Annotated in this window: 10 protein-coding genes; 4 read left to right on the top strand and 6 right to left on the bottom strand. The window is 39.3% G+C overall.

From position 1 onward, the window contains the following. The first annotated feature begins 203 nt into the window (after window positions 1–203). Window positions 204–728, top strand: a complete 525-nt coding sequence (locus JKA74_RS03410; RefSeq protein WP_201429750.1) for a CinA family protein — start codon at window positions 204–206, stop codon at window positions 726–728. Between the two features lie 269 nt (window positions 729–997). On the opposite strand, the gene JKA74_RS03405 is transcribed toward JKA74_RS03410, so the two are convergent. Further along, window positions 998–1,396 carry a PRC-barrel domain-containing protein gene (locus tag JKA74_RS03405; RefSeq protein ID WP_201429749.1) on the bottom strand — a complete coding sequence of 133 codons (399 nt, stop codon included), beginning with the start codon at window positions 1,394–1,396 and terminating at the stop codon, window positions 998–1,000. Between the two features lie 413 nt (window positions 1,397–1,809). Between JKA74_RS03405 and JKA74_RS03400 the strand changes: the two genes are divergently transcribed. From JKA74_RS03400 to JKA74_RS03390, 3 genes are all read left to right on the top strand, one after another. Continuing rightward, the gene (locus JKA74_RS03400; RefSeq protein ID WP_201429748.1) at window positions 1,810–3,054 is read left to right on the top strand and encodes a sensor histidine kinase; all 1,245 of its coding nucleotides are present in this window, start codon (window positions 1,810–1,812) and stop codon (window positions 3,052–3,054) included. Between the two features lie 469 nt (window positions 3,055–3,523). After that, window positions 3,524–4,387, top strand: coding sequence for an SDR family oxidoreductase (locus tag JKA74_RS03395; RefSeq protein ID WP_201430172.1), 864 nt, complete (start codon window positions 3,524–3,526; stop codon window positions 4,385–4,387). A gap of 26 nt (window positions 4,388–4,413) precedes the next feature. Then, window positions 4,414–4,701 carry a hypothetical protein gene (locus JKA74_RS03390; RefSeq protein WP_201429747.1) on the top strand — a complete coding sequence of 96 codons (288 nt, stop codon included), beginning with the start codon at window positions 4,414–4,416 and terminating at the stop codon, window positions 4,699–4,701. A 66-nt stretch (window positions 4,702–4,767) separates the two neighbouring features. Here the strand turns inward: JKA74_RS03390 and JKA74_RS03385 are convergent, their stop codons facing one another. The 5 genes from JKA74_RS03385 to JKA74_RS03365 all read right to left on the bottom strand — a co-directional run bounded on the left by JKA74_RS03385 (window position 4,768) and on the right by JKA74_RS03365 (window position 23,212). Further along, complete coding sequence (locus JKA74_RS03385) at window positions 4,768–13,242, bottom strand: T9SS type A sorting domain-containing protein (protein WP_201429746.1); 8,475 nt, start codon at window positions 13,240–13,242, stop codon at window positions 4,768–4,770. A gap of 137 nt (window positions 13,243–13,379) precedes the next feature. After that, window positions 13,380–15,356, bottom strand: coding sequence for a fibronectin type III domain-containing protein (locus tag JKA74_RS03380; RefSeq protein ID WP_201429745.1), 1,977 nt, complete (start codon window positions 15,354–15,356; stop codon window positions 13,380–13,382). Continuing rightward, window positions 15,353–20,020 (bottom strand): hypothetical protein, encoded by a 4,668-nt coding sequence (locus JKA74_RS03375; protein WP_201429744.1) that lies wholly within the window; start codon window positions 20,018–20,020, stop codon window positions 15,353–15,355. Before JKA74_RS03375 ends, JKA74_RS03380 begins: the two co-directional genes overlap by 4 nt. A 280-nt stretch (window positions 20,021–20,300) precedes the next feature. Continuing rightward, window positions 20,301–21,350 (bottom strand): glutathione synthetase, encoded by a 1,050-nt coding sequence (locus tag JKA74_RS03370; RefSeq protein ID WP_201429743.1) that lies wholly within the window; start codon window positions 21,348–21,350, stop codon window positions 20,301–20,303. Between the two features lie 29 nt (window positions 21,351–21,379). Further along, window positions 21,380–23,212 (bottom strand): flavohemoglobin expression-modulating QEGLA motif protein, encoded by a 1,833-nt coding sequence (locus JKA74_RS03365; protein ID WP_201429742.1) that lies wholly within the window; start codon window positions 23,210–23,212, stop codon window positions 21,380–21,382. Between the last annotated feature and the right edge of the window lie 42 nt (window positions 23,213–23,254).

Raw genomic sequence — 23,254 nt, 5'->3', positions numbered from 1 at the left:
TTAAATGAATGATGTATTCCTCCTTTTTTCTTCGGAGGTCGCCTTATTTTATACAAACAAATTTTATTAAAAACCATAGCCTGCAAATACTTTTGAAGGTTGAATTCAAATCATTAATAATTATCTAAAACGACATCTGGATAAAACGGAATGATTTTCGACTCTATTTTTTAAATAATGATCAAAATAAAATCCAAAACAATATGAAAAGCAAATTACCTAAGGAAGAAATCCAACATGCACTGGAAACCATTAAACAATTTTGTTTGAGCAGAGAAGCTACAATTGCAGTAGCTGAAAGTGTTTCTTCAGGTTTGTTGCAAAATTTGGTTGGTTCCGGAAAAGGTGCTATGATGTTTTTTGAAGGGGGAATAACAACCTATAATTGTGATCAAAAACTGCAACATCTACAAGTTCCATTTGAAGAATGCAACCCTTACAAGGGAGTAACACAACGTGTGGCAGAAAAAATGGCTTTAGGAGTTTGCCAACTGTTTAATTGCGAAATAGGCTTGAGTTTAACAGGATATGCTTCCCCTTTACCTGATCGAGATCTTGTTGAATTGTTTGCTTATGGAGCTATCGTTTTGAATGGTGAAGTGATCTTTAGTAAAAAAATCCATAGCGAGAAAGAAAATCCTGAAGAGGTAAAAGCAGAATATTGTCATCAACTATTACTAGCTTGTGAAAATCTTTTGCAACACAAAAGTAAGAGTAGTGTAATATAAATCGAAAAGAGAAATAGGAGAATTGAGTAAGCTATAGAATATTAAAAACATTAAAAAGCCCGGGAATATCAATATGCACCTTTGCCAATATTTTACACAAAGTGTAACATAAAATACACACTGTGCCACAAAAGTGTGCAAAGTATTTAACACCAGATTGGGGGAAGAAAACTCAATGCAGACAACACATTGCTGTATGCCGCTTTAAAAAATTAGAAAGTAATTCCCCGAAGATTTTTCAGGGAATTACCAATTAAAAATGAAAGGTGTTACCTTGGGGTTCTGTGTTCAGGCTCTGCCCTGCCCATCCGGTTAGTTTCTACACCATAATAGGTATTGATTTCATTGATGAACTCAGTTTGAGGTCCTGTGGGCCAATTATCTTTATCAAAACCCGGAGAGTTTTTCAGTCTTTCTTTATCAATATCCAAAACAAGTACTTCATCAACAGTATTAAAAGAAAATACTTGCCATGGAATTGCAAAATACTTGCTCTCAAGGTTGAGAAATCCTGTATTTACAGATAAAACAGCATATGCAACTTCTCCGGTTTCGGCATCTAACATAATATCTTTGATATCGCCTATAGTTTCATCAGATAAGTTTTTTACTTTGCTACCTTCCAAAGTTGAGGTAGATAAAATCAGATCATTATTTTGATTTCTCATGGTTCTAAAAAATTTAAGGTTTAAAAAAATTGTTATAGCAAAAAATATTTCCAATATCTATGCCAAAACAATTTGTCTTTTTTCATTTAATGGATATCATGAAAGCATCAAGGAAAGATTTTCAGGCAACACTTGCCACTGTGGGATGAAAGTTTCTGTAAATCCACATTTAAATGTAAAAGAACATTTCTATTGCCCACTTATCAAAAAATCACTAAAACGATTTATATTATGCCTTTTATATTTTTAATTACATTTGCAAGTTATTAGCTTGCAATAAGATAAACAACCAAACTAAATTGGAGTGATTTTTGAGAATTTCACCAGATAATTCTTAAATATAAAAATAACTAACTCTTTCGCTAAGCAATCCCCTACCTTAGTGAATCAAAAACCTTTAAATTCCTCACATAATGAAACAGCAAAGTGAAGAAAGCAAAGTGACTATTTTGGGCAATGAAAAATTCAATACATTTGCAGCTAGGAAAGAGCAGGCGCTTGATTTAGATGCAAATGTAATCAATAAGGAGGACTTCTTTCATTATTCTGAAAGCCTTGCCGACATGGGAGTTTGTGACATTAATCTGGTTTCAAAAAAAATTAATTTTTCAGATAACCTATACCGCATATTGGGATTTGAACCTGGCAGCTTTACTCCCACCGTCAAAAAAATCTTTGAGTTGGTACATCCGGATGATATAAGACACTTGAAAGGAGTTACTAAAATAGGTACACACAATACACATAAGGAAATAGGTGCCAGTAGAATCAGAATAATAACAAAAGAAAATGCGATTAAATACATTAGCCTGAAAAACCAACTTTTAGAAGAAACGGATAATACCATCATCATGGTAGCTATCAAGGATGTAACTACCGAAACACTCATAACTTTAAGTTTAGAGGAGCAAAACCAGGAGCTTATGAGGAGCAACTCGGAACTAGCTTCTTTCAGCCAGATTGCCAGTCATGATCTACAGGAACCTCTTAGGAAAATTCAGATTTTTATCTCCCGGCTGGAGCAAATGGAAGAGATGCGCCTCTCCCCAAAAGTAGGTGATTATATCAGTAAAATACAGCTTACTGCCAACAGGATGCAAATGTTGATTGTAGATCTTTTAGCCTTTTCCAGGATATCCAAATCGGAAGAAGAATTTGAATATACTTCCTTACAGGGCATTTTACAAGATGCCTTACATGAAATTTCCTTTGACATAGAAGAAAAAAAAGCAGTCATCAATATAGATCCTTTGCCTTTTGGGAAGGTGATTCCATTTCAAATACAGCAACTATTTGTTAACCTGCTCAATAATTCGCTCAAGTATTCCAAAGCAGATATTGCGCCTGTGATTAGTATCAAAAATGAGCAACCCAACACAAAGGAATTAGAAAAATTTTCCCCAAAACAGGAACAGGAACTCATTAAAATTTCCGTTGAAGATAATGGAATTGGCTTTAACCAGTCAGATGCAGAAAACATATTTCTGATTTTCAAACGGCTACATGGTAAGTTGGAATATTCCGGAACAGGAATAGGCCTGGCCATCTGCAAGAGCATAGTAGAGAATCATGGAGGAACCATAGAAGCTAAGGGCACTCTCGGAGAAGGAGCCAAAATCTCTTTTATCATCCTTTCCAATCCACCTGACCGCAGATAGTCTCAGATCTCACCCTAAGTAAATATTTTGTCGCAGTATTATTCTACACCCCTCAATGCTATCAAGTTAAGCTTTAATTAAACCCCCTTCCTTGTATCCTTCCCCGAAGAGAGAAGGAAGATTGCCTTAACTTAATAGCATTATAGTTCCGTCCCATGCTATTAAAGTTTTTTGAGGCAATTCAAGTTTGCGAGCAAAGTGCGCTTTTTGTCAAATACTAAAGGTCAGATCAGGGGTTCTGAATTTACTTAAACTTAAGTACAATAGGGTTGTTAATCATACAATAGTATTCTCCTATAAATCCTTCCAAAATCTCCTAATAATATAATACCTATTCAAAAACATGTAAGGATTTGCTAGCTAATAGCCGATAAATTAGTCTCCTGAAAGATTAGGATCTGAAAGTGTTCCCGCTATGGGAATACCATTGACAGGAGCTTTCAATAATGGACTTACAAAAGCTATCAACATGACAGAAAAGAAGAAAAAACCGGCTCAAAAGCAGGAAAAGCAACCCGGAAAAGAGCACAAAATGTCTCCGGAACCAAAAGCCAAAAAAGAAACTCCCGGCTATAAAGGCAGTGGAAAGTTAAAAGACAAAGTGGCTATCATCACAGGTGGCGACAGTGGTATTGGCAGAGCTGTTGCAGTTGCCTTTGCACGGGAAGGTGCTGATGTGGTGATTTCTTACCTTGAGGAAGACAAAGATGCCAAAGAAACCAAAAAGATGGTAGAGGAAGCAGGGAAGCATGCCAAAATCATTAAAGGTGACATCAGTAAAATGAAACACTGCCAGAAAATAATTAATGAAACAATGAAGGAGTTTGGTAAGTTGGACATCGTAGTCAACAATGCTGCCCAACAATACCCACAGGACAATTTTGAAGATATAACAGAAGAACAACTTCGGAAAACTTTTGAGACAAACGTTTTTTCCCAATTTTTTATCATTAAAGCTGCCCTTCCTCATTTAAAAAAAGGAGCCTCCATTATTAACAGTACTTCGGTTACGGCTTTCAGGGGCAGTCATCATTTGATTGATTATGCGTCTACTAAAGGAGCTATTGTGGCTTTTACCAGGTCGCTTTCTGCCAACCTTACCCCAAAAGGAATTCGGGTAAATGGTGTGGCTCCCGGCCCTATCTGGACACCGTTAATTCCTTCTTCTTTTTCGAAAGAGAAGGTAGATAAGTTTGGCTTGAATACACCTATGGGAAGACCCGGTGAGCCTTCTGAAGTAGCTCCAAGTTATGTTTTTCTTGCCTCGGAAGATTCAAGTTACTTTTCAGGGCAGTTTCTGCATCCCAATGGAGGCGAAATTATTAACACTTAAAATTTAAAAGCTAAACCAAAAAAATCATGAAGAAGTCAATTTTAACTACGCACCCAACTAATATATATAGGAATGGAATGTCCGCTAATCTCAATGAAAAAGACTCGAAGAAGAAAGAGCGGGAAGAGGAGGAAGAACTCAGGAGAAAACAAAACAAGAGGCATGAGGGAGATGAAGAGTATATTGAAAAAGACCCCAATGAAAAAACCATGCCCAATAAAGTAGAAAAAACCGAACAGGAAGGCATGGGCAGAAGCGAAAAAGCCAAAAAACAAAATACCGATGAAAGCGATAGTGTTAAGAAGAAAAAGTAGCTATTTAACTCCTTGAGGTATTACTTTTCTTTTTAATGATAATGGCCAGAGGCGTACCTCTGGCTATTACCTTACAATAAATCTTTTATTCATTAATTGACCATCTGCTTCTATGACCACCATGTATATTCCCGGTGACAGCTTTTCATCCCTTACTTCAAACACATAGTGTTTGCTCTTCTTCCCGGAAAAGTTATACAGGCTCTGGGGTTTGTCCAGGGAGACAAGCCTTAGCTTCACCTCATAGGGTTGCTCTCCAAGGATCTCTATCCTGAACCTGCCATCATTGGGGTTCGGGTAAATCTGCGCACTCAGGTGTAGTTTATCATAACCTTTGGCCAGGGCTTCTTCCTTTTGCCTGGCAGCTTCTTCTTTTGATACTACTTTTATTTCCTTTCGGATGTAATCCTGGCACAGACCAAGGTAAGCGTACATGCCCATCTCAAAACTTCCCGTCCTGGTAAAGATAATCTCCTGGTAGGCCCCCTGCTGCGATACTACATACACATCTTTATCATCCATGGTATTCCAGGACACTGAATCAGGCATAGGCCAGCTTACATCCACAAACACCACCGTATCTCCTACTATTGCTTCGGTGGTCAGCAAAAAGTCTGACTCCATCACATCATCTCCTTTTAACACTTCTATGACGGCCTGGTCTGTACAACCATTAGCTGTACTCACTCTCAGCTGGTAATGACCTGTGGCCGTTATGCTGACTTCTCTTTGGCTACTCTTAAACCCATTGTCTGCTGTCCACTGATAAGTAGACCAATTACCGGCATCCAATATCACACTGCCCCCTTCACAGAGGTAAACTGTTTCAGGAAGGTTGCTTAACCGCACCGGTGCCGGATCTTCCAAACTCACTTCCCCTTCCACCCGGCAGCCATTGGCATCTTCAATAATATAAGTGTGCGTTCCTGCCATGGCATCCGTTAACACGGACCGGGCTGTGGAAGCCCCATTATAAAAAACCTGATACGGAGCAGTTCCTCCCCCGGGCAATACTTCTATGCTTCCTGAAGGCTCCTGGTAACAAAGCGGATGGGTAGCTGTCACTTTTTCTGCAACCAGTGGATTGGGCTCATCCAGGCCTATGGTTTGGATAAGCTGACAGCCTTTGGCATCTGTAACTGTCACTTGATGGTCCCCGCTTGCAAGGTTTTCACTTGTCACTCCTGAGCTGCCATTGTTCCAGATCACTTCATAAGGTGCTGTCCCTCCTTCAGGCAAAACAGTGAGGCTACCGTTGGAGGCTCCATAGCAGCCAGGCATGGTTTTCTCTATTTCGGCCAGGTTTAAAGGCAGGGGCTGGCTTATCGTAAAGGAAAAGTCAACGCTACAACTGCTGGAATCAACTACTTTCACAAAGTAGGTAGCTGCCGGAAGATTGCTTCTCTCAGCTCCCTGGTAGCCATCAGTCCAGTGGTAGCTGTATGGTGGGGTCCCTCCTTTGGCTGTTAAAGCAACACTGCCGTCATTTCCGCCAAAGCAGCTTACAGCTCCAATCTCTTTCTCTAAACTCAGCTGTGCAGGCCCTGTTATTTCAAAGCTTTTGGTAAAGCTGCAGCCTTTGGCATCCCTGATGGTGAGCTGATAAGTGCCTACGGCTAAATTCTCCCGGCTTTTACTCTGCGGACCATCGCTCCAGCTGCTTTGATAGCCTCCATTGCCTCCTGTTATATCAAAGTCTATGGCTCCTGTTCTGGACCCATAACAACTCACATGGCTCAGCTTAAGGTTATCAATAGATAAAGGGGCTTTCTCTTCCAGTGTAACAGTCTGCTTATATGCACAATTATCTGCATCCGTGATCTTATAGGTATAATCTGAAGCGGCTACGTTTCTCAAGGTGCTTCCTACCTGCCCGTTGGACCATTGGATCAGTGGATTCCTTACACCATGGATATTGACAAGCTCAATTTTACCGTCTGAACCTCCTGAACAAGTCGGTTGGGTGAAGAGGGCTTCTGCGCTTATTTCCTCTTTTGCAGGAACAATAATCTCAAAGGTGTTGCTACAATTTTTGCTGTCTGTTACGCTTAACTGGTGGGTACCGGAACTCAGGTCAAACCTGTCTTTTACAGATACGCCATCTTCCCAACTCAATGTATAGGGTGGGCTGCCTCCATTTATCTCCACTAAAGCACTTCCGCTATTCTCCCCGCTACGTGCAGGTGCAAATGCTTCATAATCATAAGTGAGGGTGTCGGGGGCAATTAACTCCACAAACTGCTCGTCCATGCACATGCTGCCATCAAAAACCTCTACGCTGTAGCTGCCTGCAGGAATATTATCCAGGCTGTTGCCTGTGCTGCCATCGGACCACAGGTAGGTGTAGTTTCCCACGCCTCCGGCTACATTTACTGTTAAGCTCCCATCGGATGCCCCACTACAAGCAGGTGATACTTTGTCAAAACCTGCTATATAAACAGGGTTTAAGGTATTGATGGTCACTGACCGGAATTGCACACAATTACCGGCATCCCTTACCGAGACAATATAGGTGCCCGCCCTTAAACCACTGGCTTTTGCCGTAGTTTGATTTTGCGCATCATTCCACTGGTAACTGTAAGGGGCGCTGCCATTTACTCCCACTACTTCTGCAGAGCCATCACTGCTGTTAAAGCAACTGGCCGAGGTAATTTGCTGCAGCTGAACAGAAAGATCGCTCCCATCATTTTCAATGGTAAATGTGAGGGTATCAGTGGAGCATCCTGTGCTGTTAAGGGCGTAAACAGTGTATATACCGGCAGCCAGGCTTTCTGCTGACGGTCCGCTGAGTCCTGCATCATGAGACCAATGGTAGCTCAGGGCTAAGTCTTCTCTCTCATTTAAGGTAATGCTGCCGTTGGATTGCCCGCAACTGGCATTGCTTTTGCCTGCTAAAGTAAGTTCGGGAACCGGAATATCTATGATTTCAATTGCTCTTTCTATGGTACAATTATGGGCATCTGTTACAGTTACCTCATACAAACCTGAGGATAAATCCTCCCGGCTTGTACTCACCGGCCCATCGCTCCATTCCACATGGTAAGGAGAGGATCCTCCTGTTATGCTTAAATCTATCGCTCCATTACTGGCTCCGCAAGAGGTATTCAGCTCATCAAAGCTTACTGCCAGTAAATTGCTGGTATCGTCTTTAAGGGCAATGGTTTTGTAGGCCGAGCAATCATTGGCATCGGTTACTTTTAAAGAATAATCGCCTGCCGCTATATGCTCCAGAACATTGCTTTGGTTGTTCTGGCCAATCCACTCAAAACTGTAGGGGGGCAATCCTCCTGAAACACTTGCTTCTATTCTCCCATTGGTATTTCCGCACAAGGGTTGGATGCTGTTAATGCTTATAGCCGGCCCGTTTTGATTGTCTATGGAAAAGCCAAAGTCCACACTACAACCTGTGGCATCGGAAACGATTACCTGGTAAGGAAGTCCGCCATATAAATCCACTGCTTCCAGTTCACTGATGTTGTGAACTGTATCAGGCCACTCTATACTGTAAGGCGCTGATCCTCCGCTTACTGATAAACTGACACTTCCATTGGAAAGGCCACAAAAGGCATTTACCTGTGAGGCTACCGATACTTCTAAAACAGGGATTTCCGCTACTATAAGGGTATCTGTCAGCTGGCAACTAAAGGCGTCAGTTACTGTAATATAATAAGCTCCCGGGCTAAGGCCATTGGCTGACAGTCCTGTACTCCCATTGGACCAGTCTACTGTATAAGGGGGAATGGCTCCTGCTACTTCAAAACTGATCGCTCCATTGTTTTGCTCACAGCTTGCCGCTTCAATGCTCATGTTTTCCAGTACAAGCTGGCTGTTCTCTTCTATCTCAAACTGCTGATATAAAACACACTCATTGGCATCGGTTACTTTTAGCCTGTACTTGCCGACTGAAAGGGCATCTGCACTGACTGACTGCTCATTTATATTATACCAGTTTAACTCATAAGGGGGAACCCCTCCTGATACTGTGGCGGAGGCCATACCATCTGCATGGGTGCAACCGGCCATCTGGTCAATACTGACTTCTGCTGACAGTTGCAGGGGCTCGAAGATCTCCACCGACAGGGTATCGGAAAAACAATTGTCCAAAGAGCCTGCAAGTAAATAACTTCCTGCCTGTAACCCCTGGAACAAAACGGTATCCTGCTTTTGTAAGGTAAAACTTTCTTCTTCATTCCAGAGGCTAAAGTCCATATTGCCATAGTTACTGCTAACCAACAACTCGCCATTGGCTCCATTATAACAGCTTACTTCCTGCTGATCGAGCACCATTAGTGCCGGCTGTTCATAGTTTATCTCAAAGTCTGCACTTTGCAGGCAGCCTGACTTATCTTTCAGGTAAAGGGTATGAACGCCTACATCAAGGAATTCCTGCAGGCGTACAATGTCATCATTAGCTGAAACACTTTCCCAATTAACATTATCGAAGCTATAATGGTACGAGCTGGTCAGCCAGCCTCCGGAAAGTGCTGCGTTTATATTCACTGGCGCAACATCGGCACAGCTAAAGGAAGTGGCATTCACCGACTCCAGGTGGAAGGGCGCTGCCGGTGATTTAACGACTACAGTGAAGGGCCCAAGGAAAATAGGGCATCTGTTGATCACGTCTTTATTGCCTATCTTAAATTTATAAAGGCCGGAAGGAAGGTCTGTCAAAACATTTGTTCCTGTGGCTATTAATTCATCGGAGGAATCATACCACTCAAACAAAAAGTTGGCAGGGTTCACATCCTCTCCATATTTTGGCTGAACAGTGATACTTCCTGTACTATCCCCAAAACATACCACATCTGTGATAGCCTGGCTATAGGTGATGGAATCGGTGCGCTCAATTTCAATGGTTTTTGTGAGGGTACATACATTGGCATCCTCTGTGGAAAAATTGGCATCGGTGACTGAGAGGGTATAGGTATTCCCTCCTGTAAGTCCTTCAAATTGGTAGCTTAAATTTTCCAGTATATCACCTGTAACAGCATCCTGGTCTATGTAGGTGGTGTCAATGGCGCTAAGGATTCCTTCCGGCACCGGGGAGCCTTCCTCATCAAGCAATTCTATGGTATAAGGAAGGTTACCGCCCTGCACTGAAAAGGCGATGCCTGCATCCGGGGAATTGGCACATGCTGACTTCAACGGAGAGCCTGAGGCTATCTCCAACTGGGGGATGTTCTCAATTTCCAGCGGGCTATTGCTCTCCCGGGTATCCCTGATGCAATTATTGGCATCTGCAATGAGAACATGGTACAGGCCGGCTGAATCTGTCAGTAAAAGTTCTGTGGAACGGGAGCTCATTAACTCATTATCCTCAAGGTCATAATAGGTGATATCATAGGTACCTCCGGCAAAAGGCACTCCTCCTCTAGGGGTGACCAGTAAGGTCCCGTCTGTACTATAAAAACAGAGCGGGTTGTCCATGCTGTAGCTGAAGTCTACTGCTTCTGAGGGGGATGTCATGGGGATGTCGTCCTGCCAGATGCTGTGCTGAAGGCTGCTGCTCCGGTCTGACTTATCTGTTACTTCCAGCTTATAGGTACCTATGGCTACGTCTTTAAAAAAACCACTCGGTGAGCTACTGCTAAGGGTCATTTGCGAGATTAAGGTGCCTCCTTTAAGCAACTTTACCTGATGGGGGTAAATTCCTCCTGTGGTACTGAAAAAAATCGAATCGCTGCTGCCAAAGCAGCTGATCTGGTAGCCTCCTGCATAGCTGTTATAGCTGTCTGTCAATTCAAGTGCTTCCGGCTCTCTGAGCGTAATAGTACCTGATGTTTTGGGACAGCCCAAAGCATCTCTCACTTTTACTACATAATTAATCGTGGCCCCACTGCCATTTTTTGCTGTCAATCCTTCAAAGGTATAAGTGGCATCACTTGAACCTAAGGTTTTTAACTCTTTTTGTGTACCGTCTGCTTCAAGCCTTACTGTATAGGGCTTCAGGCCTCCTTCCATTACTATACTAATACCCCCTTCTGCCGAGCCTGCATAGGTAGTATGATAGGAAAGGCCGCCATCACTGAACATTTCATCGGCCGAAGCTGAGGTTAAAGCAAAGGAGGTGGGAACTTCGTTGATGGTAAATGCAAGCGTATTGTCTGATGAACAATGTTCATCTATTGCCCTTACTTTATAGCTGCCGGCTGGAAAATTGATAAAACCGCTATTGGTGACTGACTTATGCAATGTGGGAAGCTCATTGTCTGAAGCGTCATAAACTCTGATTTGCTGGGAGGCATTGGCCCCTGTTAAAGTAAAATCAACCCTGGCGGTACCATTTTTACACTGCACCTGGTAAGTAGTATTTCCGTTAGGGGTGGGTAAAGCACCTCTCGTTATTGTAAATAATTCATCTATGGGGCCAATAGGCTCGGTATCGGAACATTTATTTGATGAGCCTGACCCATTATCTGTATTATCGGTTACGCTAAAGCTATGGCTGTCAAGGGGTGAAAGACCTGATACGCTGATAGGCATATCTGTTGCACTATAGGTGGTTAAGGCATCCGGGTAGCGGCTGCCATCTACTTCTAACTCATAGGGGGCGGTGCCCCCTGTAATAGTTACTGTTGCTGAGGCATCATCTGTATAGCACTCCCCGGGGAGTACTGAAGAAACTGTTAGATTGACCGGGCTTGTCACATTGGGAATAATAATATCTTCAAAAACTTTAGGACAACCATTGCCATCTGTTACGTTGATTTCAAGCTCATCCCCTTCCGATAGACCTCCTACTCTATAGGGGGAAATTGTTGTTACATTGGTCGTGGTGGTTCCATTCACTTTAACATCGCCTACACTCAGGGTCCCTGTACCTCCTGTCAGGCTGAAAACATAGTAGCCGTCTGAACCTCCAGGGCAGCTGGGGGCTACCGGACTTGGGTTACTTAAAGCTATTTCAGATGGATTGGGGATTAGCCTGGTCTCTGATACTGAACAATCTGTAGAAGTTGACAAGCTTATTGTATAGGTAAGACCGCCTGTTAAGCCTGTAAAGTTAAGGGCATCGCCTGTGCCGTTTCTGTCGAAAACCTTTGTAACTTCATAGTCAGGCCCGCTTACTTTTACACTAATGTCCTCGCTTGATTTACCTCCTATGGGCGATACGGGTAAACTGCCATTGCTCCCTCCATAACAGTCGGGGGCTACTGGTGGAGCTGATGAAATTTCTAAAACATCAGGGACACGGATGGTGACCTCCCGGCTGTTAATTGCTGTACAATTGCCGTATTGCGCTGTCGCTCGGTAGGTCCCCGAGCCCAGGTCCTCAAAGCTTATCTGGCTGTTCTCTGTCTCATTGGATTTGGTTTGTAAAGAAGTAGCAGGATAATTATTATCAGTGCCTTTTTTATATAACCTGTAGGTTAAATTATCTGCCACACTTCCGTTGGAACGAACTGCCGAAAATGTCAAACTCCCGTTTGCACTATTACTACAGGACAACTCCTCCTCTAATGGTGATAAATCGCTTACTATCAATACTTCAGGAGCGGGGGGCAAGTAAAAATAGTAATTACTATAACATGGAGAGTAATTATTATCCACCTGGCTTGATTCAATAACTAACTCATAAATACCTGTTTCAAGGTCCTCTATCTTCAAAGTACCATCTGCCTCTAAAGTGACTTCTTCATTGAAATACTCAATCCCTCTACAGCCATCGGGACAAATATCACTCCCTTCATAAAAACTGAAAGTCGTGGTATTAATATTATCAAAATCTCCTTCACTTAACCTGCTACTCCTTGTTAATATGAATTTAGTAATATCAGTGGAACCGCCAACATTTAATTTGATAAAGCCGTCATTACCACCTGGGCAGATTGGGACACTAAAGTCATTTACACTAAAAGTCGGAGGATTGGGGTAATAATCTGATTTTACAATATCATAACTTTTAATTGAGCAAGTTTTGCCTCTGCTTCTCACTTGAGCAGTCATATCAATTTCTGAGGGAATTGAAATGCTATTGATACCGTTAAGCTCTCCAATATTTTTGTTGATATTTACCCATTGGTTTATAGATATAGATTGCCAAGATGAATAAGTATAATTCCCTCCTATTTTGTATACAATACGATAAGTAAGAACTTCACCATCGGTAATCTTTACTCGAGTTTTTAATACGTCTCCAGTACAGTAATTTGACTGCTGTTCATAAGGCTGAAATTCAAAAGAAGGAGTAGGTAGAGTAGCTAACACTTTAATATCAAATTCCTTTGTTTCGGTATATGATGATGGGTTACATTCAGCAGAACCACCATGAGTATTATACACAATTGAAACACTTACAGTATAATCACCAGGTGAAGTAAAGTCAACAGTAATGTAATCATCTTTCATGCCACCTCCTCCAAGCTTCCTACCACCATCAGTATTCCATGAGAAATCGGTATAATCTTTTGTACATTTTATACTCCCAGCAGAAATTGTTAAATTTTCTCCAATACATAAATAATCAATCGCCCATAATTTATTTGACAGTATTGTAAATAAAACTATAATTAAAACATATCGCACGTAAATTTTTCTCATAAATTGTTATTGAAATATGACTTTAATATTTTCCTTTTTGTATAAAAATTTCCTCTAAAATCTACAATTTCACACAGGCTATCTTGTTGATTATTAAAGGGCAATAATACCATACTTACAATAATATTTTTTTGACCTCATCTAAAAATTAATTTTAAATCCTTTTCAGTAATCCCTTTTCTGGCTAAACTATAAGTGCCTTTTTCAAAACTCACCACTTTAACCAAATTAAAATGCTCTCCATTATTCAGATAGATATTTACTTCTCTATTATTATTTTTTTCCGTCTCCCAATAAATGTTAAGAACCCCTTCTTCTTCAATGACTTTATATTTCACTTTTTCAGAACTACTTTCAGGTAAGTAAATAGTAGAAAAAGGACTAGATATCCCCTCATTATTAGCATGGTCTATTGCTATTAGTCTATAAGTAATAGTAGTCTTTTGGTCGCTATTGTAAGTATCAACATATTGACTTTTATCGGAAGAAAGTACACCTATTAAAGTATAAGTAGTGCCTGTCTTTCTATATAACAGGTAATTCTTCACATCAGAACTTCCACTAGGCTTCCAATTGATCGTCATACTATCATTTTTGCTAATTACCTCAGAAATAACAGCTGGAGATGGTGGGATTCTATCAGGCTTTACAACTTTTACAGCTTTACTTAATTGAGATTGATTCTCTACATGATCAATAGCTGCCAAATAATAAAAAACATTTTGCGTTAAATTATTTAAAGCAATTACCTCTTGATAAACTGTATCAGTAATTAATTCTTCGGTTAACAAAGAGGACTCGGAGGATTCAAAATTAGACTTATAAAGTCTGTAGCCCATTAAATCTTTAGCAGGATTTGGATGCCAGTTAATTGTTACAAGACTATCCTTCACAGTAGCAGTTATAATCTCTGAAGGACCTGGTGGTATGCTGTCAATTAGTTGTACCAGATATGGAAATGAAGCTTTTGTATAATATTTATCTGCTACCACTAATCGATAATAATTGTTAAAATAAGGTGCATCATCTACTATTCGTCTTTCATTTAAGGAAACTGTCTTTATTTTTTTAAAAGGCCCTTTAGCACTTTTTCCTCTTTCCAAATAAACTTCATCAATAAGTTCCGTTTCGTAAGGAATATTCCATGTTATAGCAATACTTTGGTTGTCTACATTTTCTCCCTCAATAATTTCAGGCTGTGGTAATTGATTAGCAGGAAGCACTTCCACTGTGAGTGAATCGGAAGCAGGGCTAGTCTGGCCAAAAGCATTTCTGGCTACCACCCTATAATAGTGTTTACCCACATGGGCGGTAGTATCCACATACATACCGGTGGTTTTATTTTTCCGAGGTCCGGACTCTACATTTACTACTGGCAGGCCATTGAGTATTTTATAATTTTCACCATCCTCAGATCGCTCTATCTGATAATAATTATATATATGGTCGAAGGCAACGGTATTCCATGCTACAAGCACCTGTTCATCCTGAACCAATACATCTAACAATTGTGGTTTTGGTAGTCCTTTGAACTCAGCTAACCCATAATATAAAATAGCGGTATCTGCTCTTTCAATTTTATCAGGAACATTAGCATAAACTTTGTATAGATAATATTCATCCTCCTTTACATTCTCATCTCTAAAGTAAAGACCACTCAGTTTAGCCACTTCTACATTCTGATCTGCCGCTACTAAGGCAAATGAAAAACGCGAATCCATTTCTTTGGATTTATTGACAATTGAAAAAACATCAGTCGCACCATCAGTAACCTCAAGGCTTTCTCCGTATATACATTGTGCCGCTACGGCAGCAAAATCATCACGATTAGCTAAATACTCCCATTCATCCAATTCAGAAGGTTTTAAATCAGTGCCTAAAGTTATCTTCTCAGCTTTTTCCAGGATTTCCCCTCCTCTTTTATAGGTATATCTTTCAAGAGTATAGCCATAAATATTGCTATAATACCATAATATAGGGGTAGAAGGTGCCCATCGGAGCAAAACATCATTTCCTTCCACTGAAGCAGTAACTGCCACAAAAGCATCTTCATCCTGCGCATTCAAACTGAAGGAAATGCTTAATAACAATATAAATATTAATCTATGAATCATTCTATACCTACTGGATTATATAACTGGAATTGATAAGCACTTATAGGCGTTTCTTTACCAGGAAGATTGTAATTAACTTTAATTTTATAATAGCCCTTTCTCACTACTGGAAAGTCAGAATTGAGTAAAAGATTTACTCTTGTAGTTTTGGTTCTGTTCAGGTAATAATTGGCAGCTTTATTTCTTAGGGTGATAAAATCTCTCTCAGCCACATCAGCAATATTATATATTATAGCTAAAGCATTGCTAAACTGAATTGATTGCTGAAACCCGGTACTTTGATCAATACTGAAATCATCCCTTAATTGCCTGATATAAATAGCCTCAGCCGGTGGTACGCTATATTGATTTCTTTCCTCGTCATTAGCAACGGTGATAGAATTATTAATTGGGTAATCATCATATATAACAGGATAGATATGACTGTTATACCAGCTATTTCCACTAAAATCAGCTTGAAAAGAAACCAAAGGTCCGGTACTCCGGTCACCAGATATCTCTAATTGATCAAATTCTTCTGTCAGATTTTTTAAGGTATAACCAAGTTCATGAATTCCCGGGCGAATAGGATACCTCCAGCCAGTATTGATTGTATATTTTGTTGAAGTGAACTTCTCCGCCAGCGTATTGAATTCACTTGAACGTATATAGAAGGCAAGAATAGATTTCTCCTGTAGCGTTTCAATGCTTCCTTCAGCACTGTTAGTTTTTATTTCAAGAGATAGATTTTCACCCCCTGCAATAGCTGTACTTGTAACTACACTATCAACGTTTCTATCTATAGCGCCTGCTTTTGCTTTAGGAACACGCAATAAATCAAATTTTAGTGATTTATTGTTAGCTATATTGTTAGGAATAGAAAAGTTAACCTGTCTGGCTGAAGCATCATAAGAAAAATTACTTCTTTTCTTCACATTTGCCTCATCAGTAAACGAAACCTGAAAATTCCAACTTCCATCGTTCTCAAACGGCCTTTCCATACCTTGTTTAAGCTTAACATAACCCGCATTTACCTGATTCTGATAAAAGTTAACCATGCCCTCTGTAGGATAAGAATAGGCTATATTATTTTTAGGAATATAATCCGGTTCAATACCTGACATAAATTTAATTGACTTATACTCTTTTACAGGCTGTCCTCCCTCTAAAACGGCATTCCAGCTTCCATTAAGTTTTTCTTTAAATATTATTTGAACTTCGAGCTTCAACTCTTTTTCTGAGGGAAAAACATCAATAGTCTGTAGCCCTAATACATCATTGTTATCATTATAAATAAGGTTTGCAGGCAAAGAAGCACCACCATTTTTTATTCTGAAGTATTCTAATTCGGCTTTATATACATGCTTTACACTTTGAACATCCACTAATTCAAATTCTTTGTTAATAGGTAAATTGAAAATAGCTTGAGGAGTAGTAAAAACATCAACTTCTTTACTTCCTTCCTGAGGAGTAAGATCGGCTATAATGTCAATATTATCCAATGGAGAACCATTTTGCTCAATTTCACATTTATCACCTATTGTTACCTCAAAATCAAAAGATCCTTTTATCAATCCATTAAGCACTCTGTACTTTCCTCCAACTACACCTTTCATCCATAAAGGGTTTGGCCCTTGAGCCTGCATAACTGCAGCTGCTGCACCATGAAAAATTTCTATATTTTTCTTTATGAATTTCAACCTTACTTTAATACCAATAGTAGCCATGATCCCAACAAAGGCTTGTCCATTAGCATACCAGCCATCCACACCAATTGGGCCTGAACGGCCTACACAGGAAACGTTCCCATAATCTTTTAACATTATATCAAAGCCAGCAGTAGCCGCAAATCTTCCATAGAATATAAGAAATGACATGTCTCCTGTATCAACTATAAGCCTTGAGCCAAATGCAATTCCTTTTCCTGCATTTAAATCATTTAAATTTCTATTATAATCTAAATCTTTATTTCCTAAAATTTCGGTTACCAGATCTGGTGGTGGCGGGCTATCCGGCAAATTATGTCCTACCATAAAATAGCTTTCCGTTCTGGCAATCCCAAGAAACTCAACACCTACCGGAGAAGTGGGGCTTCCAATATGAACATACCATTCATCCGGAGCAAAATAGATGATAGCTTGCCCGGCTAAATCATTTGCTCCAATTCCTTGTATAACACCTCCTACATTGACAAAAACCTTAATATTTCCATAGAAAGTATCATTTTCATTATCGAATAGCAGCTTAACATTTCCACGAATAGAACTACTGTTGTCTTCCGGTATTGGATTACCACCTTCATTCATTTTAGAGGCTACTTGCTTAATTTTATCTATTTCAGCAGAGAATTTAGTAGTCATGAATTTAGCATTTCCTTCAAAAGCTATTTGGTTAACTCCTCCATGCTTATTAAAATTAACTTCAAAGGTAACATCACCATTTAAAGCTTCTTGCGAACCTGCAAGACTAAAAGCAACTGAAGCTTTTATGCCCAGATATGTATTTTCATCAGGCACATAAACAATTCCTGATGAAGACTTCCCTATTGCAGATCCTATATTCTCATTAAGTCCCTGTTGTCGCATATGGTAATATGCTCCACCTCCAAAACCATTCACGGAAAATGGTGGAACAACCGGAATTCCAGTTTGTGAAACCAGCATTGCGTCTACATACCAGTATCTAAAGCTATTCACATTCCCAAAAATAGCAGTAGCATTTACATCTATGCCTCCTAATGTAGCATCTACATTTCCTCTAAAGCCTCTTCCATAGGTAGGGTCGTCCTCATAAAATGTTAAAGTTCCATTGAAAGAAAAGCCCGGGTCTTTTTTAACATTAATGCTTATTTCATGAATCTGAAGTTTATCATATTTCCATTTCTGGATCCCATCGTTTTCAGTTAAATTAGCCCAAACAGTTAAGCCTGCGCCTCCACCAAAACCATTATCGCTAGATTTAACAAGGTTTACATCAAAGAGAAAATATAAGCCTACTTTATTGGCTTCTTTTTTAAAGCTTATTGATTCAATGGTGATAGGGAATTTTGCCATTTTCTGGCTTACCTGCTCGGAACCAAAACCAAAATATTCAGCATCTAGGTAAGGTGCTTGTGATTGAATGGTTAAAGATTGGAAATCAATAGCTAACAAAGAAGCTCCTTTTTCACCATTTGATAGCGTGGGGGTAATATTCATGTTACCATGTAATACCGCTTTAGGTCTAAATTTACCTTCAACAACTTTAAGCTCAATTAATGAATTAGGCAGCAATTCAACATCTGCTTTCCATAAATCAAATGCCAGGCTATCCTGAAGGCTGGCAGTAATTTGATAATTACCACCTGTTTGAATAAGCCCACTATACTTTAATGGTTCGTCAGTTTTTAAAGTTGGTATTAAAAGCTCTCCATCAAAACTTGCTTTTACAAACTCATTTTGTACAAACTCAGCAGATATGGAATTTACAGACATCTTCCATTTATCCGCATTTCCTTCATTTAAATCTAAAATATTATTAGCAGAAAAACCTCCTGTAAAGCCTGTTCCGTCAATTATCATTTCATAGGCTTTCAAAGTAGTTCTTTGTGCGGAGTCTTTCTTCTTAAATTCCTGAGGAAGGGTAATAGTTAATTCATTTAAATAAAATCCTCTCCACAGTTTTTCCGAACCCTCCTGTAAAAATGGAGACTCATAACCTTGAGGAAATTTAATGGAAGCAGCATTTTGTTCATCGGAAAAATCTAATACAGCATTTTTAACTTCAAAGCTCCACCCTTTTAATTTGCTTAATTGAAATTTAGGTAAGCTCACATCCACCATAATATTATTCCAGTCAGCAACCTTCGTATTAAAGGAAACTACCATTTCTTTGTCAGATAAACTTCCATCGGGGTTTTCTCTTATAAATAAACCTTTGGAAAAAGTAACTTCTGCATCAATAGACAATTCTTTAAAACCATAGCAATCAAATTCTGCAAAGGTTAATCCTGGCTCAGTGGGTGATCCTCCTAATAAAGTAATAATTATCTTATTATCTGATAAAGGTATGTTACGATCTCCCAGTAATTCTAATTTCCCTGCTCCTGTAATACCTCCTCCGGCAGAAAACTCTATGCCCCTACCCATAAAAACCAATGGCTGTTCCGATTCAGGAATTTCGATTGTTAAATAGGCATCTACATATGCATTGGTTTCAGTAAGCCTTACTTTATGGAAAATAACGGTATACGCTAATTCACCAATAGTTTTTTTTATACCAACAGGTAATTGAAACGTCATGTCTAAGGTAAGCTGTTCAACTAACCTGCCCTCTCCTGTTACTTTTTCAAGCATTTGCAAAGCACTTCCAATGTGGAAATCAACAGAATCCTGATTAATATTTTCATTCGGCCGGAAGTCACCCCAGTAAAGAGATTCATTTGAATATTCAGGGAAAGTGGGCTCCTCTCCAAAATTCCTTTCAAATTGAATAGAGGCTCCTTCTACTGACAAGATTTCCCGTTGAGGAATAGTTATAGATGAATTTGCTGCTGAAAAAAAACCAAGGTTCGTTAACCTTTTTTCGATTCTTGACAACCTAATAATTTTATCACCGTCTTTACTTGGGGTTATTGCGCCTTCAGCAAAACCAGAATAAAGTATGAGTATAGTAAGGGCTAAAAGGAATTGGTAGAAGTTTTTCAAGCAAATATATTTTTAAAAGCAGTCAAACAGACCCCAAAACTACAAAACCTTCTACGAAATGCAACAATTAAAATTCAAAAACATAAATTTCTTCGACTAATCACTGGATCATTTAGATGAAAGTCAAAGCGGAATTCTCTGTTTTTCAGGTTAAAAGGAAGGTTTTTTGCAAAATATGTGTTTAATAGTGGCAGGATGAATATTAATCATCATCCACTCTCTCATTATATGTAATTACATTTATATTCCTGCTGAAATTATTTATGTCTACTATTTCCTCTTACGCTATATCCAAAGTAGCTAAATAAGCATTTGGCAATTTACCCTGGTAGTATCGCTGATATTCAATCTTTTTCTCAATGGCTATAATGATTTCTGCAGCAAATTTCTCCTTTTGAAGCTTTTCAATACTGACTATACCACCGGGGCTATCCAAATTGAGTTCCATGATTTTATTTCCTACTATGTCAATTCCGGCCATAAACATACCGTCCTTCTTCAGTTTGGGAGCCACCATGGCGCATAATCTCCGGATGGCATCAGTCATTTGTGCTTTAACGGGTACTCCCCCAGCATGAATATTGCTACGGATATCTCCGGCTTTATTCTGGCGCATCATGGCAGCAGGTTTTCCTTTAACTTCCAGTATTTTGCCATTTATCATAATTACTCTCGTATCACCATCTTTTGCCTCTGGTAAATATTCCTGCGCTATCAGAAAATCATATCTACTAATTGTTTCAACTATCTGATTAATGTTAGTGGTATTGTCTATCAGGAATACATCCTTACCCCCTGAACCCTGCAGCGGCTTGAGAATAATTTTCTCTCCTTCCTTCTTATAAAACTCTTTTATTTCATCGATATTTCTTGAAATGATTGTCCTTGGCCGTACCTCCTCTGGAAAATGTTGGAAATACATTTTATTATAGGAGGTCATGAGTGAATATGGATCATTCAGCACCAGTACTCCTTTTTCCACAGCTATCTGACCAAATATCATTCCGGCCGTTTTGGCCCAGTTTCTTGCCCTTTCTTCTTCACTTGGATTATTGCGCAAAAATAACACATCAAGTTCCTTTGATGAAACTTTAATCCTTTCAGCCTCTTTATCTTGTATATGTTTCAGGTAATTCTCCAGATTTCTGAATTTTGAGTTGGAAACCTTTATAGCAGGAGCACCCATGTGTCCATTTTCCAAATACATTAAATCTCCCACTTCCATTACATAAACTTCATGGCCTCGTTGTACAGCGTTGGAAGATAATAATGTGGTATCGTACCATGCTTCTTCAGTGGCAATCTGGTTCACTACAAATCCTATTTTCATTTTTGGTTGTTAGTTTTTTAAAAAATAATTTAATCTACCAGTTCCTTCAATGCTATTCCTTTTTTTATTCTTTCAAACCTTTCTTTGGCTTCATCTGTTTTAAAATATCGTGGAAAGAGTGGCATCGGCTTTAATATTTTTCTGGCACGAAGTTCATTTATTAATGAAACATGCTTCAAATCGATTTTCCCTATAAACAAAGGTTCGATCTCTCCTCCTTCTTTGATATAATTCAGTAATTTTATCAAACCCCTTAAATAAATAATATCTTTGGTACAGCCTCCACCCTGATGAATCCTGGCAGTGATTTGAAAAGCATTTTCAACATCCATCCCACACCTGCCTGTAAGTTCATGAAAGGTTTCCTCAAAATTAAATCCTTCCGTAAGGCAATGGGCGGCCACCACCCTTGCTGCCAAAAGCCGGAGCCTTCCTTTTGTAAGTCCCCCAACCAGGTACTCTGCTAAAACGGCTATTCCTTCCTGCAGTTCATCATAATCGGCTAAACCTATACACAATTGTTTAAAGGGTTGAGCACTCCCATTATAGAAGGTAAGTACATGGGTACCCACTTCATGATGTATTAATGCCTCCACACGGTTTTCCGGCACCCGATATTTTTCACCTATATATAGTTGGCCTTTTGAAACCAACATGCCAATTATATCCGGCTTTACATATACCCTGGCATCCATTTCATGATAAAACTGCCGGTAATAATCTATTTCTTTTCTGCACAAATCCGCCATTTCGCGACAATCCAGAAATTTTCCCTTGTATTCCTCTTCGGGCGAAACCTCATTTAACAAAGAGCTTGCTGTTTCATACAACTGTTTATCCACCGCGCTATAGAGCCTAATGCTACTAAATTTAAAATTGACTGTCCCACGTTCCTTTAACATCGTTACCTGCTTTTCTATCTCTTCCCTTTTGTCCATAAACAAAAAAGCCAATGTGGGGTCTTCTATATCTCTGATTTTAATTTTAAATAACTCTTCTTTCAGATAATCCGGATCTATTGGCAATAACCTGTATAGAAATTGGGGATTCCCTTTATAGTTATTGACTGTAAATTTCACCAGAGCCTCATTCACATTGGTAGGCGATATCAAAAGCAAAAACTGGAAATTATTTTGTATGTCGAACAATTGCTGATCTATTTCCCAGACGAGCTTATTGATTTTAGTGCTTCCCAACATATTGAAGCTGGAAATTTCAAAAGTAGTTTGTACTCTTATAAATTCATATAGTGCTTTTCTGATGATTTTTGAAAAAGCTGTTTTGAATTGTCTGAACTCCATAAAGTAAAACTCCTTTTCAGACTCATCTTTAAAAAAAGGAGGTATTTCCAAACCTATTAAAAAGGCTCCCATTTCCTGGCACTGCTCAATGGTCAAAATGGGTTCCATATCAGGTGGGTGTCTGTCAGTGGTTCGTTCAACTTTTACATCAAGGCTTTTATTTCTAACACAATAGTCATTTAAACCTTTCGTAAGTGTATCAATGGTTGCAGGAGCTTTTATTTTGGCAGCCTTTATCCTAAAGGTTTTACTGTCAGGTTTTCCGATCCAGATTTCTATTATCATTACTGCCCCAAATTCCCGGGATATTTTTTTACCAATTGTTTTAATGCCTTTAGCTAATTTGCCGGTATGGTTTTCGTCAGGGGTAGTGAGTAAAAAAGAAGATTCACCTGTTATCAATCTGGGTACCATTTTATTTTTAGGATCAGTATTTCTATGGATAAGCAGGAATGGTAACTTGCGTTCTATTTTGATTTTCCCACTTTTTCCTAACTTCATATTCAGGTGCTCTCCTGATTGGATCGACTGAATGAGAGACTGATAAATACCTTCTTTCATTTCCTACAATTGTTGTATAGCAAAATTTGGATTAAAATAATC

This window comes from Marivirga aurantiaca (assembly GCF_016679925.1).
In the GTDB taxonomy this organism is placed as follows: Bacteria; Bacteroidota; Bacteroidia; order Cytophagales; family Cyclobacteriaceae; genus Marivirga; species Marivirga aurantiaca.
Note: the sequence above shows the minus strand (reverse complement) of the source record. Positions and strands in the feature narration are given on the sequence as shown.